General features: G+C 67.2%; 10 protein-coding genes. 1 reads left to right on the forward strand and 9 read right to left on the reverse strand.

The window, feature by feature from the left end; genetic code table 11:
• Nucleotides 1-33: 33 nt before the first annotated feature.
• Nucleotides 34-162, forward strand: coding sequence for an IS3 family transposase (locus U9979_RS24995; RefSeq protein ID WP_416219153.1), 129 nt, complete (start codon nt 34-36; stop codon nt 160-162).
• Here U9979_RS24995 and U9979_RS01085 read toward each other — a convergent pair.
• The 9 genes from U9979_RS01085 to U9979_RS01125 form a co-directional block, all read right to left on the reverse strand.
• The gene (locus U9979_RS01085) at nt 159-530 is read right to left on the reverse strand and encodes a hypothetical protein (protein WP_322777889.1); all 372 of its coding nucleotides are present in this window, start codon (nt 528-530) and stop codon (nt 159-161) included. The two genes, U9979_RS24995 and U9979_RS01085, sit on opposite strands and share 4 nt — an antisense overlap.
• Nucleotides 531-570: 40 nt before the next feature.
• Nucleotides 571-1,095: a hypothetical protein gene (locus tag U9979_RS01090; protein ID WP_322777890.1), complete on the reverse strand. Its 525-nt coding sequence runs from the start codon at nt 1,093-1,095 to the stop codon at nt 571-573.
• Between the two features lie 216 nt (nt 1,096-1,311).
• Complete coding sequence (locus tag U9979_RS01095) at nt 1,312-2,262, reverse strand: hypothetical protein (protein WP_322777891.1); 951 nt, start codon at nt 2,260-2,262, stop codon at nt 1,312-1,314.
• Nucleotides 2,263-2,293: 31 nt separating this feature from the next.
• On the reverse strand, nt 2,294-2,905 hold the full coding sequence (locus tag U9979_RS01100; protein WP_322747246.1) for a hypothetical protein: 612 nt from the start codon (nt 2,903-2,905) through the stop codon (nt 2,294-2,296).
• A 117-nt stretch (nt 2,906-3,022) separates the two neighbouring features.
• Nucleotides 3,023-4,411, reverse strand: a complete 1,389-nt coding sequence (locus tag U9979_RS01105) for a hypothetical protein (protein WP_322777892.1) — start codon at nt 4,409-4,411, stop codon at nt 3,023-3,025.
• Between the two features lie 9 nt (nt 4,412-4,420).
• Entirely contained in the window at nt 4,421-4,717 is a 297-nt protein-coding gene (locus U9979_RS01110) for a hypothetical protein (protein ID WP_322777893.1), read from the reverse strand.
• A 193-nt stretch (nt 4,718-4,910) separates the two neighbouring features.
• Nucleotides 4,911-5,135: a type II toxin-antitoxin system HicA family toxin gene (locus tag U9979_RS01115; protein ID WP_322777894.1), complete on the reverse strand. Its 225-nt coding sequence runs from the start codon at nt 5,133-5,135 to the stop codon at nt 4,911-4,913.
• The gene (locus tag U9979_RS01120; protein ID WP_322777895.1) at nt 5,135-5,341 is read right to left on the reverse strand and encodes a hypothetical protein; all 207 of its coding nucleotides are present in this window, start codon (nt 5,339-5,341) and stop codon (nt 5,135-5,137) included. The genes U9979_RS01115 and U9979_RS01120 overlap by 1 nt, the downstream gene beginning before the upstream one ends.
• A 179-nt stretch (nt 5,342-5,520) precedes the next feature.
• Nucleotides 5,521-5,892: a hypothetical protein gene (locus U9979_RS01125; protein ID WP_322777896.1), complete on the reverse strand. Its 372-nt coding sequence runs from the start codon at nt 5,890-5,892 to the stop codon at nt 5,521-5,523.
• Between the last annotated feature and the right edge of the window lie 442 nt (nt 5,893-6,334).

Raw genomic sequence — 6,334 nt, forward strand, 5'->3', positions numbered from 1 at the left:
ATCCACACCCGCCGCTGACTCACCCTCCGCGACCTGACAACCGAGACCGCCGACTGGATCGAGAACTACTTCAACACGAAACGCCGCCATTCCACACTCGAATACTTGACACCCAGAGAATACGAGCAAGGCTACAGACATATCAGCCAACTGGCAGTCTAAAAAGGTGTCCAGAAAAGCGGAAACACTCCACTCGGCGCGTTCGTCTCGACGTGGACCAGCAGGTCCGGTGTCGCCCAGGCCCGGACCAGCTCGGCCGCGGCCGGCACCACCAGCCCGTCGTCGACGATTCCGGCCGCAGCAAGAGCCGCGAGATCCGGCTGGAGTTCGTTCTCGACCGCGCCCGGATGGATCAGCTGCCCGAGAACCGCCAGGTGCCGGGGCGTCAACCGGAAGCGATGGCGGCCCGGATCCCAGCAGGCGGGGGCGCAGGCAGGACCAAGTGCGGTATCCGCTGTTTGGGCAATGGACTGCGTGCCGTGGCCGTCGTGGCTGCGCTGGCCCGCTCGGCTGGTTTCCTCGGCGGACATCGCAGTCCCCTCTCGCACTGTTACGTCCCTGCCCAGCGCATCAAAACCCGAAGACAGGGTGGTAGGCAGAGCTGGGGATCGCCGTGAAGGCCAGTAGAGCCACGCTGACGTCCAGGTCATCGGCGTGGGCGGTGACGACGCCATGCAGCCGACGGGTGAAGAAGATGCGCTCGCCGGTGGCGCGTTCGATACGGGCGCCGACCGGGCCGACGCCGCGCAGCCACCACAGCCGGCCGTCAGCCTCGATCCGCACAGCTGACGCCTTCGTGCCCAGGTCGGTGGTGAGGGCGCGCAGCAGTCCGCCGCGGACCCCCGGCTGGCTGACCCGCCCGGAGACAGGGCCGGCCGGACTGTGCACGACAAACCGCACCGGCGGCTCCATGACGATGGAGCGGATGAAGTCGTGTTTCAGTTTGATCATGTCGCGCACCAGGATCATCTCCGCCGGCCAGATGCCTTCCCCCCACACGACACGCTTGCCGGAGGGCCCGCCCATGGGATGGCCCTGGGGTATCAGGCCGCCGGCCACCCGGCCGTAGCCTTCCAGCATCCGGGCGCTATCCACCAGAGCGCCCTCCGGAGCGCCAGGGATCTCCTCCGGGGGAACGTCGCCTCGTCGCCAAAGTCGAAGGGCGCGGTTTCCCGCGCTCATGGCACCTTGCTGGCGACGAGGCTGCGGGTGGTGGTCATCGTCCTGGGATCTCCCTGCGGTGGGCAGCTGGGGCATGCACTCTGATGCGCCGTGTAGCCGATTCTGGGCATATGCAAAAAACATTCCGATCTACACCACTCCGGCCGATTCCGGCAGCAACTCGACCAACCCGGCCCACACCTCCTTGGCGCTGACCGGCACCAACCGGACCGCCATCTGGGAGTCGATGTCCTCGGCGCGCAGCGGCTCGGCCGGCGTCTCCCGCCGCCAGAACCCGGCCGGACCGGCATCAATGACGACCAACGACCGCAACTGCACATCGCCGGGGGCCGCCGGCGGCGCAACCGGCCCACCATCCCAACTGACCGTCACCCGCCAGGAGAGCTTGTAGCCGGACAACACCACGGCCAGCTGGGTGATGTCGGCCTCCCGGATCGGCGGCTGGTACCGACGGCCGACTTCGCGGATGATCGTGATGGCCTCGGACCGGTCGGCGACCCCCACCGCGTCTACCGCCGTGAACGCCCGATCGACGAAGGCCATCGGGACAGAAACCACGCACCGGACGGCCTCGCCGCCGGACACGGCAACCGGCGGCAGCCGAAGGTCGACCATCCGGGCCATGGCTGGGACCAGCAAGGCCGGCTCCAGCGGAGCGTGCTCGACGATGTCACTACCCGGCCAGGCCTCCACCGTCCAGGCGATGCGGCCCCGAATCGCGACACCGTGGCTGAGGATGCCGGTCGGTGCGTTGGTCTCGACGTGGACCAGCAGGTCCGGTGCCGCCCAGGCCCGGACCAGCTCGGCCGCGGCCGGCACCACCAGCCCGTCGTCGACGATTCCGGCCGCAGCAAGAGCCGCGAGATCCGGCTGGAGTTCATTCTCGACCATGCCCGGATGAATCAGCTGCCCGAGGACCGCCAGGTGCCGGGGCGTCAACCGGAACCGATGGCGGCCCGGATCCCAGCTGGCGGGGGCACCGGCACGACCCAGTGCGTCGTCCGGAAGCGGAGAGTCGGCCGGCTCGCCGGGAGCACCGTGCACGCCGGTCAACGGCCCAGCCTGCGGGCCGGAAGCCACGAGGCTGCTTCTTTGTCGTCTACTGCCACGTTTACTGGCTCCGGAGCGGCGCGTAGGTCGATTGTTCGACCGCGCTGTAAACCAGGAGCGCCACGCTGAGATCCAGATCGTCCGCGTCGGGGGCAACCTCGAAGCGAAGGCGCCGAGTGGTGAGGACCGGCTCCCCGCTCGCGCGGGTCACCCGTACGCCAAAAATCTTCACGGCCCGCAGCCACCACGCCCGGCCGCCGGCCTCGATGAGGACCTTGCTCGGTTCCCTGCGAAGCCCGGAGGTCAACGCCTTGAAAAGGCTGCCCTGGAGCCCGGGCTGACCGATGTGCCCGGTGATGGCACCGGCGGGACTATGCACCACCAGACTGACCGGCTCACTGTAGCCACGTGGGGCGATTCGAGACGACGCCACGGGCAGATCCCCGATCAACGGGGAGATCTCCGCCGGCCAGACACCCTCCCCCCAGAGGATCCGCTTACCGAGCGGCCCGCCATCGGGATGCCCTTTCGGTAGAACGCCGGTCCCCAGCTTACCGGCCCCCTCCAGCTCCCACAGAGTGTTGATGAGCGCACCCTCCGGCGTGCCCGGTATCGCCCCGGGATCGATATTCCGCCGTTGTCGCACCCGCAGCGCACGCGGACCGGTACTCATCGGACTGGGCCACTGATAAGGCAACGGGCGGTCATGGTCATGGGATCTCCCTACGGCCGACTGTTAGAGAACACACTCAGATGCGGTGCGTAGCCGATTCTGGGTATATGCAGCAGATCAGTCAAAAGGGTTGAGCCAGGACCCGACCTTGCGCGCGCTGTGGGCTACCGCCGTCGCACCCGCGTCCAGCGCCTTACCAGCAAGATCCGGAGCATGCGATACCGCTCCGGTGATGTCGTCCCAGTGGTCGTAAGCCTGCAGCCCCGCCCAGGCCACCCCGGTCACCACCGTCGCGCCCACGGTCACCGGGTTCGGGCACACCATCATCGCCGTGAAGCTCGCATTGAAACCGGTCTCAGCCAGATCAGCCACATAGCCGGCGCCGTTGGCCCGGTAGGCGTCGATCGGGTTACCCTGCGAGGCCACGTTGAGGATCGACAGGCCAGTCGCGGCCACGCCCCCGGCCGCCCCGCCGTAACGCCAGATCCCACCACCGGTCAGGGACCGCACCGCCCCGGCCCGCGCCCCCGCCTCCCAACCATCCGTCGCCGCAGTGGAACGGTAAACGTCGAAGGCGTCCTGCTGGATCGCCCACAGACTCCGCGTGCGGTCGACCTCGTTGCCAATCAGCCACGATCCAAGTTGGCTACTCTCACCAAAGGCCGTGTTGAGCGCCGAGTGCCGGCCAAGGTAGCCGCGAGCGAGCAGCGGGTAACGCACCGCCCATAGATCATAATCCTCGGACAACAGATGGCTGAGCAACGCCGGCCCCTTACTGGCCACCGTCTTACCGATCAACGCCGCCTGGCCGGCGGTCATGATGCCCCAGACCACCGACGCCACCGTGTCCGGCTCCGCCGACAACACCGGAATCTTCGTCGCCCAGAAGGTGATAACCGACTGGGTGTAATCATCAAGCGACTCGTGCGCGTGATATGGCGGCAGGAGACCGGACCGGAAACCGTCTTCCAACGCCCGCCGGCACCGGGCCGCCTCCGCATCCAGATCACAGGCAGCAGCCGCCACCCGACGAGTGGAGGCAAGCTCGGCTTCCAGATCCGCCTGCGCACTCGAGGGCGCCGTACCGCCGGACGTCGACGCCAGGCTCACGGCCATCACCCCGCCCGACGATGTCGACGATGTCGACGCGGTCGACCCCGAAGCCACCGCACGCAGATACCGCTCATAGGCGTCATCCGCCAGACCCTGCTGGACCCGGACGGTGCTCTGCGCCGCCCGCAGGGCACCGGCCCAGGTCGTCAAGGCATTCGCCCCACCCATCAGGGCGTCGGCGACCTCACCCGTGATGGTCGCGATGCTCGCCAGCGACGACGCCGCCGCACCGGCCGACAATCCCTGCCAGACCGCGGCGTAGCGCTCCGGTTCGCGGCGCAGCTCGTCGGCTGCCGCACCCAGCGCCGTGGCGGCCTGCCGCCAACCACCGGCCGTCAGCTCAAGCTCATCCGGGTCACCGGCCGGCCGAGCCAGCACCGGCGCTTCGGCCACCACCCGCGCCTACCCGAGCCCCGACACGGCCTGCCCCAGACCCGCGTCCACCGACCCCAGCGTCGCCACCACCGACTCGATCTGCCCACCGAGCAGTTCCGAAGCGGCCCCAAGCGCCACCAGCGCCCCCGTCCAGCCAGCCACAAACGCGTCGACACCGGCACTTACCTCGGGATGACCCGCGCTGACGCTCGCAGCCTCCCCAACCACACCGATCTTGCTACGGACACCGGTGAAGACCTCCCGCTGGCTGAGGACGCTTCGAGAGGCCACGGAAACGCCGGCGTAGCCGGCCAACAGATCCACCGGTCCCCCTACCATCACCCGTTGTCAATAAGCAGCCGGCCGTCACGATCGATGGTCACCTGCCGCTCCCGGAGCAGGACACAGTGACACACCGGTGCCCGAGTTTGGCATGGTTCATCCTCGATGCACAAGTGATATCCGCTTACCGACATCACCGATTCGAGGCTGACCGAACCGGACGATGGATCGGCCGCTAGAGGAGGGCGATGAACTCGGCGACCGACATGCCTGCATCGCGGATGATCCGGCGAAGCGTTCCCGGCGGGATGTCCTTACCTTGGTGAACGGGTACGACGGTGAACCGTCCCTCGGGGTTCTTCATCATGTGGTGGCTACCCCTGATGCGGACGAGCTCGAAGCCTTCCTTCTCCAGGGCCTTGACCACTTCCGCGCCGGACACCACGGGAAGTGGCGGCATCAGGCAACGTCCTGGACGATCGTCAGCACTGGCGGGATTCCGAACTCCTCGATGACCAGACTGACGGCCTCATAGAGGTCGGCGACGGCATCCTCGGGAGTGTTCCCGAGCCCGTGCGCTCCGCCGCTGGGGAAGGACGCATGGGCACCCCAGGTGCCGTCCTCCTCCTGCTCCAGCTCGTAGGGGATCTGGACCATCCGCTTCATGGTGCTGACCCTACGCTCCCGCCCACCTGGCACACCGTGGCTCGCGACGCCGCCAGCTCACCCGACCCGTGGACGTGAGTTACCACAATACGAACCGCCACCCGGTTGTACCCGGCCCGACGATTGCCCTCGGCGACGCCGGCAGCAAGCCATCTACCTGCGAAGACGCCGGCCCGCATCTATGACACCGCGTCGGCTGCCGGCTGGAGCCACGCGTCGTCAGCGGCAAGGTCTTCCGCCAGGTCGTCGTCACGCAGCCCTGACTCGCCCTGTCTCGCGGCCGGACGCCGCGGGGTTGGCTGTCCGGTGAGCAAAGCGACCTGGTTGAGGTGATCACGCTGGCGACTGGCGTGCCCTCCAGCTCGTTCTTCGTACCCCCACGCGGCGGCCGATGACGCTGACCGCGCGCCGCGACTCGCTGGAACCGACTGCAGACCCGACTCCGGCTCCCACAGAGTGTTGATGAGCGCACCGTCCGGCGTGCCCGGTATCGCCCCGGGAGCGATATTCCGCCGTTGTCGCACCCGCAGCGCACGCGGACCGGTACTCATCGAGCCCGATCACTGATGGGGCAACGGGCGGTCACTGTCTAGGATCTCCCTGCGGTCGGCGGTTGGGGCACACACGCTGATGCACTGCCTGATGCACTGCGTAGCCAATTATGGGCATAAGTAGCAAATCAGTCAAAAGGGTTGAGCCAGGACCCGACCTTGCGCGCGCTGTGGGCTACCGCCGTCGCACCCGCGTCGCACGGCAACATCCCGCTCGGCCGCCATGGCCCTCGATCCCACCGGCACCACCCGCAAACGCTGGTCGAACAAATGGAAAAGCGCATTGAATGCATTCGACATGACTTTTGATGGACGCCTGACCATCGGCCGAAAATAACCCCAGAAAGATTACTTACACCGAAGCTATCCAGAAACCCTGTCTGGGTAATGTTGGTCGACGTTTCGGTCTTCTGGCGCGGATGAAATCTTGATTTTTCGATTG

It is taken from the genome of Protofrankia sp. Cas4, assembly GCF_963555915.1.
Lineage (GTDB): Bacteria > Actinomycetota > Actinomycetes > Frankiales > Frankiaceae > Protofrankia.

What these genes read in the sequence shown, in the direction of transcription:
- U9979_RS01115 (WP_322777894.1), bottom strand. Translation starts at nt 5,135, where the DNA reads ATGCCGCCACTTCCCGTGGTGTCCGGCGCGGAAGTGGTCAAGGCCCTG.
- U9979_RS01120 (WP_322777895.1), bottom strand. Translation starts at nt 5,341, where the DNA reads ATGAAGCGGATGGTCCAGATCCCCTACGAGCTGGAGCAGGAGGAGGAC.
- U9979_RS01100 (WP_322747246.1), bottom strand. Translation starts at nt 2,905, where the DNA reads ATGAGTACCGGTCCGCGTGCGCTGCGGGTGCGACAACGGCGGAATATC.
- U9979_RS01125 (WP_322777896.1), bottom strand. Translation starts at nt 5,892, where the DNA reads ATGAGTACCGGTCCGCGTGCGCTGCGGGTGCGACAACGGCGGAATATC.
- U9979_RS01085 (WP_322777889.1), bottom strand. Translation starts at nt 530, where the DNA reads ATGTCCGCCGAGGAAACCAGCCGAGCGGGCCAGCGCAGCCACGACGGC.